The organism is Sphingobacterium detergens (assembly GCF_003610355.1).
In the GTDB taxonomy this organism is placed as follows: Bacteria; Bacteroidota; Bacteroidia; order Sphingobacteriales; family Sphingobacteriaceae; genus Sphingobacterium; species Sphingobacterium detergens.
In genome coordinates, this window is record NZ_RAPY01000004.1 from 229,086 (window position 1) to 244,615 (window position 15,530).

Consider the following 15,530-nt stretch of genomic DNA (forward strand, 5'->3'; position numbering starts at 1 on the left):
GGTTAGAGTCCGAATCGTAAACCAATAAATATCTCGCGTGGTAAAGGCAGTGACGTAAATCCTTGATCTGTTCCTGCCCCCGTACCACCACTTACATTGAATTCTGTAGTTTCGGGATCTATGTCCACACCTTTGGCCGTAATACGAAATAGGTTTCTGCCCTGAACAAATATTCTTGCGTTTGTAAGACCAATTCTTTTGCTCAGTTTCTCGAGATTATAAGAAAGTGTGATGTCTCTTAATTTGGCATAACTTGCATTACCTACATTGACATCCGCAAAAGGGAAGGAGAACATATCCATATTCCATTCTTCCAGAACGGGATATATTGTATTCTTTTCGTCTCCAGGTTTCCGCCACCTTTCGGCTACATGTCGGTTTTGATAATTGGATCCACTAAACGTATCCTTCCTATATTTATGCCCTAGCTTTGCTATAAACATAAAAGATAGGTCCCAGTTTTGATAGCTGAAGCGATTTGTTAAAGCAAGATCCCATTTTGGTCTAAAGGTTCCCTGATAGACCAAGTCGGTAACTTCAGCATTGCTCGCCAATACAACCTGATTGTCCCTGGTATAAACTTGTGTTTGACCGAGCTCATTAAGACCTGCAAAACGATAGCCCCACAAGCCGTCTGAAGGGTATCCAGCAACCATGATTCCTCCTGGAGTAGTGTAACTACCTGTGTATGGGCGGTTTACATTGTAGTGTTTTACTTTGTTTGCGTTAAAGGAAATATTGGGCAAAATATCCCAGCTAAATCTACTGTTTTTGATGGCGTGGACATTGAGCCCGAGCTCAAATCCGTGATTGGTCATTTTCCCTACATTTTTTGTTAGCGAGCTAAAACCTAGTGTCGGATCCGCGGCGTCAGCAGCCAAGAGGTCAGAACTGTTCTTGTTATAATAATCAAAGCTACCTTCTATCGCATTGTTGAATAAACCGAAGTCTATTCCCGCATTGGCAATATTCGTTTTTTCCCAACGCAATTGCTTATTAGGAGGCGAGGAGACGCCATAGGAAACTCCACCCGTTGTAGGACTGTAGCTGCCAACACTCAAAATCAAAAACGGACCATTTCTCAGGGAAATATTTCCATTGATACCATAGGAACCTCTGATATTAAGTTTACTGAAAACGGCTTTATCCCACCATTTCTCATTACTTAATTTATAAGTTCCTCCAAGTGACCACAGCGGTTTGTAGCGATACTTTTTATCTGTACCAAAGAAATTGGTGAGATCCAGGCGTATACTTCCGCTTAAAATAAATCTATTGTCATATTCGTATGATCCATTGGCATACCAGGATACAAAGCGATTATCTCCATATGTTAGTGAACCATCGGTCAGTGATACGCTTCCATTGGGGAAGAGCATATCTGCGTTGTAAATTCCGGCAGTAAAATCTTTGATGTTGACAGGGATAAATGAACCTGCATTTTCATTATAGCCAGCTCGGGTAGCCAATCTATTGTTGTCAGAGGTGATTTTTCTGATTTCGTTTCCGACTAAAGCGTGCAACAGATGTTTGTTATCGGAGAAGTTTTTGCGATAATTGAGTTGTGTACGGAGCGTCCAGGTTTCATTGATATTTTTGAATTCGTCCAAGATGCTTCCATCAGGAATATAATGATTAGCGGGATTTGATTTGGAGGTGCCATCGTTATAGGCGATACGAGCATTATAGGAGTCCGCACGTTGGATATTTTTGACATTTGCCGTTCCTTTGACCCAGTTACCTCCGACTTCCGCTGTAAGTCCTTCTACGATATTGGCTCTTAGAAACCCGCTCATCCTAAAATTATAGACATTGCTATAACTAGGCATTTTCCCCATGTCTTCTAAAGGAACATAATCCCAGGACTTCATGCCGGGGGTGTTTTTGTAGGTATTTACCTTATATTGACTGATACCCCATATTGCTGCCGGATTGCCATTGCCGTCCAATAGATTGGTATACGGCATAATCATTGATCCTCCTGAAAAACCAACTAAAGACTGATAATTGTCACCTACTAATTCTGGACCGTAAATGGTAGAATATGTAAATGAAGTACTATTGCCTTTATTATACGTGAAATTGGCAGCAGCTCCAGCGGTTAAGAATGGAAAAAGCTGCCATTCGTTTTTAAAATCGGTGATTAATCGTTTTGAATCATTGTTAATGAGATTATCCTTGGTCTGTTGATAGTTGACGGAAAAATTATAACTGCTTTTAGGCGATCCGCCGGCGATATTGATATTATGCTGATGGGTTACTTTATTTCTGAAAAACAAATCCTGGATTTGATTTAAAGCATTGATACCGCGTAGTCCATTGATCTCGGTCATTGCATCTTGGTGGCTAATCTTCCCCTCACGCTCTTGCATCAATAGATAGGTTACCCGGCTCATATTATATGGATCCATCGTTGAGGGACCGTTTGGATTCAGGTTGAAAAGGTCTATCTCTGCGTCAATATAGTCTGATGTTGTCGCTTTATTCAGATACTTTAACTGTGGTTTCTGAATAATATTTACAAAGCCTGAGTAGCTTATTTTAGGTTCACTGTTTTGTCCAGACTTTGTGGTAACAACAATAACGCCATTGGCTGCTCTAGAACCATAGATTGATGCGGCCACGCCATCTTTTAGCACGGTTATGCTCGCTATATTCATTGGATTGATATCATCTATTGTTGTTTCTACGGGATAACCGTCAATGACAATCAAAGGTGTTTTTTGTGCATTAAAGGTCGAGACACCTCTAATTTCTATTTTGCCGGCCTTATCAATAGTTAGTCCTGTTGTCTGTCCTTCAAGAGCACTTTTGAGATCCGTAGCTAGTTTTCTTTCCAGTTTTTCACCGCTAACATAACTGAAAGATCCAGTGACGCGATCTTTGGGGAGTTTCTGATATCCAGTATTGACTTCTACTGTCGCCTCATTTAATGTCCCCGTTTTTAATGCCAGTGTGATAACTCCAAGATTGTTTGTGACTGGGATAGTGATGCTTTCATACCCTATATAGGATATGATGATATTTGTACCTACGGAAGAATTATCTAAAGTGAATTCTCCATTACCATTGGTGATGGTGCCTTTTTTTCTTCCTTGTATCATTACGTTGGCACCGACAAGTACATTGCCATTTTCGTCAACAACTTTTCCCCTTATTTTGGACTGGTCTTTAAGATTAAGTAGTAGTATTGTTTCTTTTAATTGAATACCACCAATTTCAGACTGACGCTGTTTAACCATGATCATATCTTTCTCCAGTTCAAAAAAGATGGGGGTATTCTTTTCAAGGGTTTTTAATGCCTCTTGTAAAGGGAGATTGTTAAATGAGACAGAGGTACAGGTCAATGGATCAATATTTGGTGCTGCCCATAAATAATGGTAACCCGTCTGAATGTTAATTTCTTGCAGTATCTTTCGCAGACTAACATTTTTTTTGTTGATATTGACTCTTTGTGCCATGGTATTGGCCTGGACCCCCATCATCCCTAAAAGTAATAGTGATGATAAAGAGATTTTCATAAGCGCATTGGTAAATATACGCGATACAGATTTTTCACCTGTACTTTGTTCATCTGTCGGGACTACACAAAAGAAGTCTCCAACATCTTTTTTGGTAAAAAAATGATACATTTGTTACGGTTAATTGATTTTAAATAATGGTAGTTTACGATCCTTTAACTTTAATTAAGGGGACGTTGGCGCGTCTCCTTAATCAATCTGACATAAATTTGCGGGTGTGTTCTCCTTTCTTTTAGTGATATTAGATTAATAACGTTAGTTTATTTTAACTTTTGATTTTTCTACAATAAAATTGGCGTTACTGGCTTTCGATAATAACCTAAATAAATCTTCAGCACTGGCATAACGCGGAATAATTCCTTCAATTTTTACCTTCCTTAGTTTTTGATCTATAAATTCAAAATCGAAATCATACCACCGTGCAAGTTTAACCATGACGTTTTCCAAGGGCTCTGCGACAAATTCGAACTGATCTTTAGTCCAGGCAATATCGGATTGATTATCTACTTCACGTTTATAAGTATTTTGACCAAGTGTCGATACGGCCTGTTCGTTTGGTTTTAAAATGATAGCTTCTTTTGTGGCCGTACTATTATAATTGATTTTTACAGATCCCTCCATTAGCGTTGTGATTGTGGATTTGTCTTCACTATAGCTGCTTACATTAAATTTTGTGCCCAGCACCTGGATTTCCTGTTCATTACATTGTACGAAAAATGGAACAGCGGTACCATCTCCATTTTTAATTTTGCTGATTTCAAAAAAAGCCTCCCCAATAAGCTTTACTGTCCTTTGTTTACGATCAAATTCCTCCGGAAATATCAACGTAGAAGCGGCGTTTAATCTAACTGCACTGCCATCGGGAAGCAATATCTGATATTGACCTCCTTTTGGAGTGCTTATAATCAATGTTTTTCCCTGTTTTAAAGGATTATTTGACGTGATTTTTTTTAATTCTTCAGAAATGTTGAAATATTTTTTTTCGACCGGTAGTTGTAGTGATTTTCCATCTTCAAGTTGAATGGAAGCGCGAAAACTGCCTGGAACAATATTCCGTGAGGTACGCTCGAGCTTAAGATTCCAAAGGAGGATAAATAGCGCCGCAATTGTACAGGCGGCAATTGCGATCCCATATTTTTTAATAATAAGATGAAAGAGATTAGGTCTTTCAAATGTAATCTTACTTTTTGCTTTTTCAATTACCTCATGAACTGGTAAAGAAAAAGCCCAATCGACATCTTGTTCATAGGTATTATTTGAAACCAAGCTTTGAAATAATTCTTCATGATGTGCTGAGGAGGACCGCCAATGATCCAATTTTGTCTCACCCTCATCGGATAAGATCCCAAGCTTTTTTGCAGATATTAATTCACTTACTTCGAAAGGGCTCAGCTCCATAAATTCTTTGGTTAGTATTTATAATTATAACAGAATTCGAAGCTAGAATTGCTATTCCTTTTTTAGTTTTATTTGTAATTGTTTGATTGTTAGTGTTTTTATTTTTTCAATGTGTCGATTAATAATAATAATAGAAGATAATCGCCATTGTCTAATAGCTGTTTTAGCAAAGCCAACCCCTTTGTTTTCTGTGTGTAAACAGTGCTGCTAGTTATATTTAATTTTTCCGCAATTTCTTTCGTATCTAGGCCATCTATGATATTTAATTTCATAATGGTAGCACATTGAGTAGGTAGTTTTTCTAAGGCATTTTTGATCAGTTGTAATGTTTCTGCATAAATAATCCACCTGCTATCGTCTTCAACAATACTGCTTATTTGATTGGCATAATTGTCATAATTTGTCAAGCGTCTTTTTCGCTTGTCCAGGTAATTGATAGCCGCATTTTTTGTACTGAGGTAAAGAAATGACTTTAGCTTGTCGTAAGAATCAAAATGAAAGTCTGTTGACCAAATTTTTAAAAGAACATCTTGGACAAGCTCCTCTGCACTTTCTTTTTCTATATCGAACTTGATCGCATATAGGCATAATGGTGAATAAAACCTATGAAATAGGAATTCAAAAGCTTTTTCATCTTTTCTTAAAAAAGCTAGGAATAATTTGGATTCGTTTAATGCGTCTTCCATGTACTGGTAGAACAAATTAATGAATTTTTAGACATAAATGAAAGGATAAGAAAAGATTTTGGATGATAGAAGAGGATATATAATTTTTCCCCTGATATTAAAATAATTGATGGTGACAATTTTCATTCGTTGAAAGATAACATGAAAATATCAGCTACCATCAAATGGAAGGAAAATTAAACTGTTTCTGTTTTTAATATTTATCCAAAGTTAGTCATTAAGCTTCTTTATCGCAGTGGTTCGGCTGATAGATCGTTACTGCTTAGATAGAGCTATTAATGGTTTAGATCTTTATGTAGTATCTTCTGTATGAGCGATTCAATTTCTTTTGCATGAGTTACTGTCATAAAATGACCGGCTCTTTGAATGATAAAAGTGGGGATTACATTTCTAATTGGGATAATGCGGTCTTTGCTGCCATGGATATGGACCAAGTCGTTGGGAATAGTTTTGTTTTTCCATTTTACGATTTGATTGATCGCCCAAGACAGAAATTTAGCATCGGTCTCTTGTAGTATTTGTTTAAGCATCATTTTATCTTCTTTTAAGCTTATACCAAAGAAGTAATTTGATAAAATATGATGTGATTTTAGAACTGAAGCAGGAATAAATTTGTGGATTCTCAGTGTTCCGATAAGTTTGTAAAGTTTAGGAAGTTCGTTATCATCTTTTGCTGATGCGAGTAAAATAACTTGTTTTACATCAATAATTTTAGCTATTTCCATGGCAACCATACCACCGAAAGATAATCCAATAAGAACGGGACATTTAGTCGTAATTTTAGTGGATAATCGTTGTGCATAGCATGAAATTGATTCTGTTGAAATTGGAGGGATCCATTCTAAGTGTATGACATTTAAGCCCCCAAAATTTATTTTGTCAAAAACCCTTCGGTCAACACCTAATCCACTAAGTATATAAATATGGGTATCGGACATGATGGTAGGTTTAAATGCATTTTGACTACAATTTATTAATAATGTGTCGGTATCCAAAATTAGAAAAATATTAGGCTAGGGAAGTTCATATGATTTATTAACAAAAAACAAGATACCCAAAAACGAGTGGATATCTTGTTTTATCCATAAAAACGAAAGCTCGTCTTTTACGGATTATTATCATATAACTGTTAATATGAATTATTAGAATACTTCGCGCATTGAACTAGCTAAGACAATGTTGCTAAGCTTTTAGCCTCAAAGATAGATAAGTCTTCGAATTGTTCTGCTTGAACTTTTTTTACCCAATTTGGATCTTGTAAGATCGCCCGACCTACTGCGACCAAATCGAAGTCCCCTCTTTCATATCGACGTACCAATTCATCTAGTGAAGCTGGAGACGACTTAAATTCTGAATTGGTAAATACTTCACCAAAATCTTTGTCAAGTCCTACTGACCCTACCGTTATTGTCGGTTGGCCAGAAACCTTTTTCAGCCATCCGGCGAAATTTAAATCGCTGCCTTCAAATTCTGGCTCCCAATAGCGTCGTTGGCTTCCGTGGAAAATATCTATGCCTGCATCAACTAATGGTAAAATCCAATCTTCCATTACCTTTGGGGTAGGGGCTAATCTTGCCGTATAATCTTGTTGTTTCCATTGTGATAGTCTGATGATAATTACAAAATCCGGTCCAACGGCTTTTCGCATTGCTTTCACAACTTCGACAGCAAATCTGGAACGTTCCTTTATCGTTTTACCACCGAATTCATCTGATCTGTGGTTCATCCCCTCCCAAAAGAATTGATCAATCAAATAACCATGTGCGGCGTGTATTTCAAAGGCATCGAAACCTAGCTCTTTTGCAGATCTTGCAGCATCAGCATACGCTTGGATAGTATTTTCTATATCGGCCAAAGTCATTGTGTCGGGACTTTCAAAAGCCGCTGGCGGAGTCCACTGCATTGGGGTATACCCTACATGCCATATTTGAGGTGCTATTTTACCTCCTTTTGCGTGGACAGCATTTAGAATGTTCTTCCAGCCGTTTAAAGCTTGGTCTCCATAAAAATTTGGAATGTCCTTTAAGTTTTTTGACGCTGGCCTTTCGATTACAGTTCCTTCGGTTAGAATCAAACCAACGTCCCCGGCTGCCCGTCGTTCATAATAACCTGTAACGACATCTCCAGGGATCCCGTCAGTAGAAAATGCTCGTGTCATGGGAGCCATGACGAAACGGTTTTTTAATACAAGATTTTTGTATTGGAACGGACTGAAAAGTGTTTGTATGCTCATTTTTTTATATCATTTGCGAGTTTCTTTACAAAGATATTTTAAATAGTGTATTTTTGTAACTATTGATAGTGTAAAGTAGTTACCTTTGCGTAACTATCAAATGTTTTGGCAATGAAAAGAACTGATTTTAAGAATTGTTCATGCGCGATGCAACGCTCTATGGGAATTTTGGGGACAAGATGGAAGCCCATTATTATATACACACTAAGAGATCGAAAAGCCCGATTTGGACAACTCGATGCATTGATCGAAAATATTTCAAGAAAAGTACTGACATCCTCTTTAAAAGAATTGGAGGAAGATGGTATTATTTTGAGGGAGGAATTTAAAGAGTTACCTCCTCGGGTGGAATACGCTCTGACTGAAAAGGGAAAGGCACTTATTCCGATTATGTGTCAGTTAGCAAAATGGAATGAGGAATATTATGAGGAGCCTGCACCGTTGATATTATAAGAAATAGCAAGTACTTTACTTTTTTTGGATTATATATACTGTTTTTTACTGAAATGTAATAACAAGAATATATATAACTAACAGAATATGAAATTTTAAACCCAGACGGTTCATATTTATTTAAAATTTAGGTAATATTGAATTGTGAAAAACAAGGTAAATCAAGAACACAATAAACAAGATTTCATCGAATCTTTTCGTGAAGGTGAAAGAGAAGGGTTGAAGTTCTTGTACAAAACCTTTTATAGTCCAATGTGTTATTTTCTCGAAAAAATGAACTTGGATAAAGTTATTATTGAGGAAATTGTCCAGGATGTGTTTTTAAAGCTATGGGAAAGACGGAGCGATTTTAATCATTTTGAGTCGATCCGGAGTTTTTTATATACAAGTTGCAGAAACGCGGCACTTAATCGGATTCAACAACATAAGAGATCACAACAGCTTGCTGATAACTATATCACACAGGTTGATCTGATAGATTTGCCTGTCAGCCATCAAATGATCTATCTAGAAACGCTACGTGAGGTTCACGACGCTATAGAGACCTTGCCAGAACAGTGTCGACATGTAATATACAAGCTGGTCGTCGAAGATTTAAGTCCACAAGAAGTTGCGATTTCCTTAGGTATTACCACAAGTACCGTATATAATCAAAAGAAAAGAGGAATTGAACTTCTCAGGCAAAGGCTTAGGCCTGATCAGTTTTTTTGTTTACTGTTACTCCTTCTGTATTATTAGGTTGTAAATTATAAATTTGATTTTCAGTTGATTATAAAAACATTCCCCATCTCTTTAGAGAAACGAAATCAAAATATTGTTTTAAGTATATAAAGCAATATGGAGCATACAACCGAACATATCATCTATTTATTGAGTAAATCAAAACTTGAAGGATTAAGTTATGAGGAGCAATTGCAACTAGATTCTTGGCGCCTCAATGCGGCTTCGAACCGAGAAGTATGTGATATGTTGGATAACAAGGAGATGTTAGATAGAGATTTGAAGGGTTTATATGCTTACGATTGGGAAGCATCCTTTGAAACTTTTGAACAGGAGCATCTGAGCGCTCCAAAAACTATTTTCCCTTTTAGAAGGATTTGGTCGTATGGAATCGCTGCAGTACTAATAGGTACCTTAACATTATTTTTTGTTCGTTACCTGATGGATACTGGATATCAGGCAAATCCAGACGTAAAAATCCTCCCCGCTCAAACCGCAGGTACAATCTACCTGAAAAATGGAGATTCGATCGCTATTTCACCTAAAGATACTGTATTGTCTTTGGCTACTCTACCCAATAACCTGACTAAGGGCAATGATAGCTTACTTATTTCTACCCCAAAAGGTGGTAAAATGGCCGTTCTCTTACCAGATGGTACTAAGGTCTGGATGAATGCTGAGACCCAATTGGATTATTATGAAACAGATAGTCTCAGACAAGTTCGATTGATCGGCGAAGCTTATTTTGAAGTAGCAAAGAAATACTTCTCCTCAGGAGAAGTATCACAAGTGAAACCATTTAATGTTCAAACCGGAAATATTCATGTGACGGTATTAGGTACGCATTTTAATGTTAAGGCAAATAAAAGTCTAAGTGACTTTAGGACTACCTTATATGAAGGAAAAGTGAAGGTTCAACAAGGAGAAAGGCAGATTATTTTATCTCCTGGAGAGGAGGCATATATCAATATTGGTCATATCCAACGTAGAACCATAGATACTGAAATTGGTAATGCATTGAAAGATGGTTATTTTATATTCAACTCTGAACCGCTGTCTGTTATTATGGAGGATATTTCTGCTTGGTATAACGTCAATGTGGTTTACCTCGATAACGAGATAAAGTCAGAAAAATTTGAAGGGATGTTGTCCCGTAATAGCCGCTTAAAAGATATTATCAATGTACTAGAGAGTACAGGAAAAGTCAATTTCAAATTTAAAGAAAACACGATTTATGTAGATAAAAAGCAATCTAAATGAAAAGACGAAGCCCTAAACGCTTGCAACAAATAGGGCTTCTGGTCAAGCAATTCTAACTGTAACTGAATTTTAATTCTTAACCTAAAACAAATGTATAAAAATTATGCAGAAGTTTGTCGTGCCCTACACGGACAAGCGGAAATTATGAAAAACAGCGATCGGACAGACTTTTGGGGAAGGTCGCATTGGAGGGGAAACATTATGCGTATATCGCTTACTACCATTATGATGTCCTGTTGTTTGCTTCATGTAGGAGCTAAAACGTATGGACAAAGTGTATCTATTCATGAAAAATCTGTTTCGTTGAGAAAAGTCTTTTCGACAATCAATAAACAGACAGGCTACTCCTATGTATGGGCAGCAAAGACTATTGATCCAGATACGAAGGTTCAGCTCAATGTTGAAAAGGGAACATTGAATGGAACACTTGAGAAATTATTGAATGATCTGAATCTTAGTTTTGAAATTAAGGGAAAGATAATCGTTGTACGTGAAAAAGCCGAACAAGGGGGAATTGTTTCGAACTACAATCGTTTATCAGATCAAAAGATGCTGATCAAGGGCTTTGTTGTTGATGATAACAATCGTCCTTTACAAGGTGCGACCATTCGTGTCAAAGGTGTAGCTCAAGGTACAACGACAGATCAAAATGGGTATTTTGAAATCAGTAGCGTCAGTGCAAACAGTTTATTGGAGATTACGATGGTCGGATTTTCGCCACTTTCACTACCTGTAAAATCTGATCTTGGAACAATTAGGCTGCACGCAATAGATGCACAATTGCAAGAGGTTAATGTAACCGTAAATACGGGGTATCAAAAGATCAGTAAAGAGCGCGCTGCTGGTTCGTTTGCGCAAGTGACCGCCAAAGATATGGAAGGACGATTGCAACCGAACCTTTTGGATCGGATTGACGGATTGCTTCCTGGCCTGAATTTGGTTCGTAACACCTCCAGTCCCCAAAATGAAAAAAATAATCTTGGTATTGAGGTGAGGGGCCGTTCGACAATTAATGCGCAGGCCGCACCTTTAATTGTCGTTGACGGTATGCCTTATGAAGGCGATCTCACTGCAATCAATCCCAATGATATTGCGTCTATTACTGTTTTAAAAGATGCTTCAGCTGCGTCAATCTATGGTGTACGTTCCTCCAATGGTGTTATCGTGATAACAACAAAAATCGGTACAGCAGGTAAAACCAAGGTTGATTATAGCAATACCTTGTCTTTCCGTGGTCTCCCAAGCCGGAAGTATCTCAACCAGATGAGCAGTTCAGAGCTGGTTGATTTTCAAAAACAGATGTTCAATTATAGATCAGGTGATTATGCCGCGATTGATCCTCGGAAATCAATGAACGACGTTTACCGAATTCTTTATAACCACAAAGGGGGAGTAATCTCCGAAGCGGAAATGGAAAAACAATTGGATGTCTATCGTAATCGCGATCGATTTAGTCAAATGGAGGAATTTCTGAATACGACCCGGTTTGATCAACAGCATAATTTGGCGATCTCTGGTGGATCAGATCGTTACACTTATCACTACTCCCTTAATTATACACAACCGGGTGACTATAACAAAGGAAGGGCTACGAATAAAGAGTTAGGTTTCAGTCTGAAAAATAATTTTAGAGTGACTGATTGGTTTAATTTTAGAGCTAATATTTTAGGGAAAAACCAAAATAGAGAGGGCGATATTGGCTTTAATTTCTATGACAATTATATCGGTTTTAATGAAAAGTATGTTGGTACGAAAGCATCCTATTTCTTATTGCGTAATGAAGATGGCTCCCCGGCTCAATGGTACGGATCTAAATCTCAATTTGAGATAGATCGACTAAATGGATTAGGCCTGGAAGATGAAACTTATATACCACTAAATCATGTTTCAGCTGTGCATGAAAAGTTCTATAATAAGTATATTAATTTCAATTTTGCGGCCAACTTTAAGATTATTAAAGGGTTGGATTTTGATCTATCTTATCAAAATGAACGAACCGAAGGGTACAAGGGTACAATAAATAGAAAGAATGCGCAATCGGTTGCTGGTATGGTTAATGATGCCACACAGATTGGAAGAGACGGGGTGATTAAACGCAATATACCGCAAGGTGGGCAATTTTTTGAGCAACGCAATGATGTCAATAGTTATACCCTCCGTGGTCAATTCAGCTATCAGAATAATATCCAGGATAAACATGAGATCGTCGCTATTGCCGGTGCGGAACGGAGGCAGATTCACAATCGTTATACCAATATTTATAAATACGGTTATGATGAGAGTAGTTTAGCCTTTAAAGGAATTAACGAAGAATTGTTTGGTATAATGATTCCAAATACTCAAGCACTGTTCAATAGTTATACTATTTCCAGAAATAAAGATGAGGGTTTCCGTGATGTAATTGATCGATTTGTCTCTTTTTATGCGAACGGATCTTATACATACAACAAAAAGCTGACATTAAGTGGAAGTATACGGATGGATCAATCCAACCTCTTCGGTACGGATATCAAAAATCAATATAAACCGCTATGGTCAATTGGCGCATTGTACCAATTACCAAAATTAAATTGGGAACCATTAGATCGCTGGGCAATACGGATGACCTATGGAGTGAACGGGAATGTCCCGAAAGACAATGGACCATATTTGATTTCAAGAGTAGGTAAAACGGTTAATCCATATAGTGGTGAACTACAGGCTACAATTGACTCACCTCCAAATCCATTATTGCGCTGGGAACGCACATCTGTATGGAATGCTGGACTGGATTTTTCCTTATTTAAAAATAGACTTTCAGGAAGTATCGATTTCTATAATAAGAAAACGACAGACTTGTTAGGTAATACACCTTTGGATCCAACATTGGGTTGGGATGTCGTGCTGCTCAATTATGGCGATATGCAGAATAGGGGTATTGAATTGGGACTTAATGGTAAAATGATTCAACATGAACAATTTAGTTGGAATAGTACCCTGAATTTCAGCTATAATAAAAATGAGATCACGAATCTTTTTGTGGAGCAAAATACACCTTACTATTATTATTATATGCCTCAAAATCGTGTTGGGGTGCCTATGGGAAGTCTATATAGCATCGATTACGCGGGCTTGAACGATAAAGGAAGACCGTTGGCGAGAAAGGCTGATGGCAGTTTGGTCGAAAGTACACAGCAACTGACAGTCGACGATCTAATTTACGAAGGAACGACAATACCCCCATATAATGTTTCTTTCAGAAATGGATTTAAATACAAAGATCTGACTCTTTCCTTTATGTTTATTTTCAATGGTGGTCATGTGATGCGGGGTGTTCATCCGGAGTTTTTAAGTAAATACGCCGAACTGAACTATAACAGTAATTTCGATAAGCTTTGGTTGAATTATTGGAAAAAACCAGGCGATGAAAATAATCCGGATATTGCTCCAGCGTTCATTTCAGCTGCCTCCGGTAATATATCGGACATCTATAATGCTGCACATAAATTTGTACAAAAGGCAGATTACATTAAATTGAGAGATATTTCCCTGTCTTATAATTTTCCAAGCAAATGGATTGCACCGACCAAACTAAGTTATATCCGATTGACTGGGCAGGTATTGAATGCTTGGCGCTGGGTGGCTAACAAGGAAAATCTCGATCCAGAAGCTTGGGTAGGTTATACAACAGCGACGAGTACAAATATTTCGGGCCCTAGTCGTGGAGTCACAGCTCCGGTGATTTATAACTTAGGTGTTTCTGTAGGATTTTAAAAAGAAGATATCATGAAAAAAATATATATAGGACTGTTATTTGGCTTAATGACGTTAAGTAGCTGCAATAAATACTTAGATATAAAACCCAAGGGATTTACTATTCCCGAAAATCTTAATGACTACAAATTATTATTAAATGATCAGGGATTAATTAGTGCTTCCCCAGTTTACCCCAATTACCTAACAGACAATCTACAGTCTGGCGATCCGCAAGACGTGCAATCTGCGGCTAGTTTTGATTATTATGATTATGTTAAGAAGCAGCTTTATAGTCTCGCTCATGGTGCAATTTTTGAGGATGGTCAATATGACCCTTATTGGGAGACTGCTTATAGCCATATTTTTACCTATAATGTGATTATAAATAATGTGCTCGTAGCGACAGACGGTTCGGAAACTGAGAAGAAAAGGGTCTGGGCGGAAGCAAAGATCGGCCGGGCATTTGAGTATCTGAGCCTGGTCAATATCTATGCCGCTCATTATAATCCAGCTAATGCGGCTAAGGATTTGGGTGTACCTTTGGTTCTAAAGGAAGATATTAATCAAAAATATGAACGTGTATCTGTGCAAGCCATTTATGACCTAGTGCTTAACGACCTTAATGATGCACTACCGCACTTGAGTACAGCACAGTCAAACAAATCTCAGGCCGTACGTTCTGTGGGGTATTCTTTCTTGAGTCGGGTATACCTATATCAGGGGAAATTCAAAGAGGCTTTGGAGAATGCTAAACAGGCGCTAGCTTTGAATAAAAATCTGATCAACTACAACCTATATACAAATAAAGATAAGACAACTTTTGGACGTGTATGTCTCAAGACCGATAATTCCTCACAGTTTCCTGATGCTAGAACCAATATAGAGTCAATATGGACTCGTTCCGGTACAAGTAGTTTAGGTTCTCAAAATGCTGAATTTTATGCATCCAAGGAACTGATTGATACCTATGCAAAAGATCTCCCGGTCGGAGCAAATGACAAGCGTTACGAATTATTTTTCTGTCGTGATCAAGCCTCCTTTGGTCCTAATTTAATTAAATTTCCTGGACGTGTACTTTATGCCCCCTATGTTGACTTTAGTACAGGATTTAATACACCAGAATTATTTCTGATCGCTGCTGAAGCAGCTGCACGTACAGGAAATACGGGGGAAGCTTTAGAATTCTTGAATACACTAAGAAATAGTCGTATTGAAAATAATAAAGCATTGACAGCAGGTGATCCGAAAACTGCGCTGCAGTTGGCCCTAGATGAAAGACGACGTGAAATGCCATTTATGGCATCGACTAGACTTATCGATTTGAAACGTTTGGTTATTGCGGATAATTATAAGAAATCAATTAAGCATCCGTTGGCCAGTAAAGTATTTGAAATGGAGTCAACAGACCTTAGAATGATACTTCCGGTACCACCCAAAGTACTTTCCCTAAATCCGGGAATTCCACAGTATGAACGATAAAAAATATAAATGCTTTTACCTAACCAATCTTTGCCCATTATAAGC

At 37.7% G+C, this 15,530-nt stretch carries 10 protein-coding genes; 5 read left to right on the forward strand and 5 right to left on the reverse strand.

Annotation, left to right across the window (positions count from 1 at the left end; genetic code table 11):
• Positions 1 to 2: 2 nt before the first annotated feature.
• The 5 genes from DFQ12_RS19525 to DFQ12_RS19545 all read right to left on the reverse strand — a co-directional run bounded on the left by DFQ12_RS19525 (position 3) and on the right by DFQ12_RS19545 (position 7,838).
• The gene (locus tag DFQ12_RS19525) at positions 3 to 3,632 is read right to left on the reverse strand and encodes a SusC/RagA family TonB-linked outer membrane protein (RefSeq protein ID WP_120260728.1); all 3,630 of its coding nucleotides are present in this window, start codon (positions 3,630 to 3,632) and stop codon (positions 3 to 5) included.
• A gap of 144 nt (positions 3,633 to 3,776) precedes the next feature.
• Positions 3,777 to 4,919 carry a FecR family protein gene (locus DFQ12_RS19530; protein WP_120260729.1) on the reverse strand — a complete coding sequence of 381 codons (1,143 nt, stop codon included), beginning with the start codon at positions 4,917 to 4,919 and terminating at the stop codon, positions 3,777 to 3,779.
• A 98-nt stretch (positions 4,920 to 5,017) separates the two neighbouring features.
• The gene (locus DFQ12_RS19535; protein ID WP_120260730.1) at positions 5,018 to 5,605 is read right to left on the reverse strand and encodes an RNA polymerase sigma factor; all 588 of its coding nucleotides are present in this window, start codon (positions 5,603 to 5,605) and stop codon (positions 5,018 to 5,020) included.
• 275 nt (positions 5,606 to 5,880) lie between these two features.
• The gene (locus DFQ12_RS19540; protein WP_120260731.1) at positions 5,881 to 6,543 is read right to left on the reverse strand and encodes an alpha/beta hydrolase; all 663 of its coding nucleotides are present in this window, start codon (positions 6,541 to 6,543) and stop codon (positions 5,881 to 5,883) included.
• Between the two features lie 230 nt (positions 6,544 to 6,773).
• Entirely contained in the window at positions 6,774 to 7,838 is a 1,065-nt protein-coding gene (locus DFQ12_RS19545) for an NADH:flavin oxidoreductase (protein WP_120260732.1), read from the reverse strand.
• Between the two features lie 111 nt (positions 7,839 to 7,949).
• Between DFQ12_RS19545 and DFQ12_RS19550 the strand changes: the two genes are divergently transcribed.
• From DFQ12_RS19550 to DFQ12_RS19570, 5 genes are all read left to right on the forward strand, one after another.
• Positions 7,950 to 8,291 carry a winged helix-turn-helix transcriptional regulator gene (locus tag DFQ12_RS19550; RefSeq protein ID WP_244211796.1) on the forward strand — a complete coding sequence of 114 codons (342 nt, stop codon included), beginning with the start codon at positions 7,950 to 7,952 and terminating at the stop codon, positions 8,289 to 8,291.
• Positions 8,292 to 8,435: 144 nt separating this feature from the next.
• On the forward strand, positions 8,436 to 9,029 hold the full coding sequence (locus tag DFQ12_RS19555) for an RNA polymerase sigma factor (protein ID WP_120260733.1): 594 nt from the start codon (positions 8,436 to 8,438) through the stop codon (positions 9,027 to 9,029).
• A 99-nt stretch (positions 9,030 to 9,128) separates the two neighbouring features.
• A complete protein-coding gene (locus DFQ12_RS19560) occupies positions 9,129 to 10,271 on the forward strand; it encodes a FecR family protein (RefSeq protein WP_120260734.1) in 1,143 nt (380 codons plus the stop codon).
• A 90-nt stretch (positions 10,272 to 10,361) separates the two neighbouring features.
• Positions 10,362 to 14,024, forward strand: coding sequence for a SusC/RagA family TonB-linked outer membrane protein (locus tag DFQ12_RS19565; protein ID WP_120260735.1), 3,663 nt, complete (start codon positions 10,362 to 10,364; stop codon positions 14,022 to 14,024).
• Between the two features lie 12 nt (positions 14,025 to 14,036).
• A complete protein-coding gene (locus DFQ12_RS19570; protein ID WP_120260736.1) occupies positions 14,037 to 15,485 on the forward strand; it encodes a RagB/SusD family nutrient uptake outer membrane protein in 1,449 nt (482 codons plus the stop codon).
• Positions 15,486 to 15,530: the final 45 nt, after the last annotated feature.

What these genes read in the sequence shown, in the direction of transcription:
- DFQ12_RS19525 (WP_120260728.1), bottom strand. Translation starts at nt 3,632, where the DNA reads ATGTATCATTTTTTTACCAAAAAAGATGTTGGAGACTTCTTTTGTGTA.
- DFQ12_RS19530 (WP_120260729.1), bottom strand. Translation starts at nt 4,919, where the DNA reads ATGGAGCTGAGCCCTTTCGAAGTAAGTGAATTAATATCTGCAAAAAAG.
- DFQ12_RS19535 (WP_120260730.1), bottom strand. Translation starts at nt 5,605, where the DNA reads ATGGAAGACGCATTAAACGAATCCAAATTATTCCTAGCTTTTTTAAGA.
- DFQ12_RS19540 (WP_120260731.1), bottom strand. Translation starts at nt 6,543, where the DNA reads ATGTCCGATACCCATATTTATATACTTAGTGGATTAGGTGTTGACCGA.
- DFQ12_RS19545 (WP_120260732.1), bottom strand. Translation starts at nt 7,838, where the DNA reads ATGAGCATACAAACACTTTTCAGTCCGTTCCAATACAAAAATCTTGTA.
- DFQ12_RS19550 (WP_244211796.1), top strand. Translation starts at nt 7,950, where the DNA reads ATGAAAAGAACTGATTTTAAGAATTGTTCATGCGCGATGCAACGCTCT.
- DFQ12_RS19560 (WP_120260734.1), top strand. Translation starts at nt 9,129, where the DNA reads ATGGAGCATACAACCGAACATATCATCTATTTATTGAGTAAATCAAAA.
- DFQ12_RS19565 (WP_120260735.1), top strand. Translation starts at nt 10,362, where the DNA reads ATGTATAAAAATTATGCAGAAGTTTGTCGTGCCCTACACGGACAAGCG.
- DFQ12_RS19570 (WP_120260736.1), top strand. Translation starts at nt 14,037, where the DNA reads ATGAAAAAAATATATATAGGACTGTTATTTGGCTTAATGACGTTAAGT.